The following is a 2,765-nucleotide window of genomic DNA, read 5'->3' on the forward strand; positions in this document are numbered from 1 at the left end:
ACCTGATGGTTTTTTCTAAGGGTGGTAAACGACGTAAATATGGTGGCTCTACCACAAGACATGGGTTCCGTAAAGGAGATTTAGTTTCTTCTCCCAAAGGAATTGGTTATGTTAGTGGAGATACCGAAAAACAGCTATCTGTAAGCGATACCAATGGTCAACGATTGGGACAAATAGCTGTTAGCAAGATTCAGTTAATTCGTCGTTCTAACGGTTTAATTGTTTCTCACTAACTTGTATAAAGCCGCCCTCCGCTATCGCTAAAGGGCGGGGTTTCAGACCCATTTTTTCGATGAACGAGAACCCGAACCCTATCCCCCCCATCCTACCCCGATCGGCGTGGGAGAGCCAGATCGCCTATCTCCGGGCTGTATTCCGGGCGAAAAAAGCGCTAGATGAAATTGAACGAATTCAGAACGAGAAGACATGAACGCTCGCTCTAATCCGCATCCACTAACTCCTCATCCCTCACTGAATCGCCTGTTTTAAACTACGGCAGAATTCTTCAAGGGATTTTAACCCATCGCCGGGGGAATTATCGGCTAGACGTTTAACCATGGCACTGCCGACAATTACCGCATCAGCCCCCCAGTTTTTCACCTGTAGCGCCTGTGTCGGGTCAGAAATGCCAAATCCTACCCCCACGGGTTTATCGGTGACAGAACGGATAGAATCGAGCAATTCCTCCACTCTGGTGGCCACTTGCTTCCGCATTCCCGTCACTCCCGTGACACTCACCAGATAAATAAAACCTTGGGATTGCCTGGCGATCGCTTGTATTCGTTCCGGGGGACTGGTAGGCGCTACCAATAAAATCACTTCAATTCCCTTAGCGGCAGCCGGTTGCAGCAGACTTTCCGCTTCCTCTAGGGGTAAATCGGGAACCACCAAACCACTCACCCCAGCTGCTTTAATTTGGTCTAAAAAGACATCTATCCCGCGATGATAGATGGGATTATAGTAAGTAAAGAGAATAATGGGAGCTTTCACCTCTCCCTGAGCATTTTTGACGATTTCTAGCACATCTTCCAACTTGACACCCCGATTTAAAGCGCGCGTGGCCGCCGCTTGAATAACCGGACCATCCGCAAGAGGATCGGAATAGGGAACCCCCAACTCGATCAGATCGGCCCCTGCCCGGTCTAAAATGCGTAAAGCTTGGGCAGTAGTGGACAAATCGGGATCACCGGCAGTAATAAAGGGAATTAAGGCACAATTCCCCTGGGAACGGAGAGAACGAAAACACTCGGAAACAGCAGTCATCGAAAATTACTGGAGACATAAAGCACCGTCTATTATCTCATGGTGGGGAATAGCTCATTGCTGGTTGCCGCAAGCTCAGGTAAAGAATTTTTCAAGTAATACTTAAGAAATATTGACAAAATGGCGATCAAGGTTAGAATAGGCTCAGTCTGGCAGTTTTAAGAAAATTTCTTGGATAATAAAGGTTTTCATTCCGCTTTTTCCAGTACACAATAGGACTAATGCCCGATCGGGTTTCGTATAATCAAACACCATATATCTATGTTTTCCATTTACATTCTCACTCATAACGAAGAAATTGATATTGCCGCCTGTGTGGAATCGGCACTTCTATCCGATGATGTGATTGTGGTTGACTCCTACAGTAGCGATCGCACTGTAGAGATTGCTTCTCGTTATCCAGTGCGCGTGATTCAGCATCAATTCGAGAGTCATGGTAAACAAAGAACTTGGATGTTAGAAAATATCGAGACTAAATACGATTGGGTTTATATTCTCGAAGCAGATGAAAGGATGACACCCCAACTGTATGCAGAATGTCTGCGTGCCACGCAACAACAGGAATTTACTGGTTTTTATGTGGCTGAAAGAGTTATGTTTATGGGAACTTGGATCCGTCGCAGCACCCAGTATCCCCGTTATCAAATGCGTCTATTTAGAAAAGATCAAGTCTGGTTTAGCGATTATGGTCACACGGAAAGGGAAGAATGTCGAGGAAAAACCTCTTTTTTAGAAGAAACCTATCCCCACTATACCTGTAGTAAAGGTTTAAGTCGTTGGATTGAAAAACATAATCGTTACTCTACCGATGAAGCAGCAGAAACCCTACATCAGTTGGCTAACGGGGGTGTTAGTTGGAAAAATTTATTTTTTGGTGAAACCGAAGTAGATAGACGGAGAGCTTTAAAAGATTTATCCCTACGATTGCCTTTTCGTCCCTTGCTTCGTTGGTTTTATATGTATTTTATCTTGGCGGGAATTCTCGATGGTAAAGCTGGTTTTGCTTGGTGTACTTTGCAAGCTTTTTATGAGTATTTGATCCTCTTAAAAGTAGCGGAAATGAAACAGGGTTTACCCACTCCCCCCGAAGTGAGAAATCGTTTTCATTCCCCGCAAAATGGTGACAATCTTAATTCCCATAGGTCTAATTTCGTCTCCCTGAAAGGAAAAGCCAATTAACATTCAACCATTATTAATCAGTCAGCAATCACCTAACAACAACCTAGAGATAAAAAGCAATCCTGATCCATTTTTTATTAGCTGTGACATCAATTTCACGTTTCACGGCTGTTGTCTCATCTCAAGCTGTACGGTATTTAAACTGCGTATTGGAATTTTATACCTGGACTTCCCCCATACAGAAATACTAAAAAATTAACAAAACCCTTACTGCAGGTCGCTTCTCAGAAAAAATTGAAAAGAGGCTACTGGGTACATTTTTCCCTTGAATATGGCTATACCGTTGACTGTATCTGGAGTAGAGCGATTCCGTAGAGTTGGCT

The 2,765-nt window shown here is 44.0% G+C and carries 2 protein-coding genes and 1 pseudogene; 2 read left to right on the forward strand and 1 reads right to left on the reverse strand.

Features of this window, described 5'->3' with window-relative positions; all coding sequences use genetic code 11:
- Positions 1–233, forward strand: a pseudogene (locus IM500_RS21035) (hypothetical protein); the annotation flags it as partial.
- 235 nt (positions 234–468) lie between these two features.
- Here IM500_RS21035 and trpA read toward each other — a convergent pair.
- Positions 469–1,263, reverse strand: coding sequence for a tryptophan synthase subunit alpha (gene trpA, locus IM500_RS21040; protein WP_287739473.1), 795 nt, complete (start codon positions 1,261–1,263; stop codon positions 469–471).
- 261 nt (positions 1,264–1,524) lie between these two features.
- Between trpA and IM500_RS21045 the strand changes: the two genes are divergently transcribed.
- The gene (locus tag IM500_RS21045) at positions 1,525–2,442 is read left to right on the forward strand and encodes a glycosyltransferase family 2 protein (RefSeq protein WP_287739474.1); all 918 of its coding nucleotides are present in this window, start codon (positions 1,525–1,527) and stop codon (positions 2,440–2,442) included.
- Positions 2,443–2,765: the final 323 nt, after the last annotated feature.

The organism is Microcystis sp. M179S2 (assembly GCF_020245805.1).
GTDB lineage: Bacteria > Cyanobacteriota > Cyanobacteriia > Cyanobacteriales > Microcystaceae > Microcystis > Microcystis aeruginosa.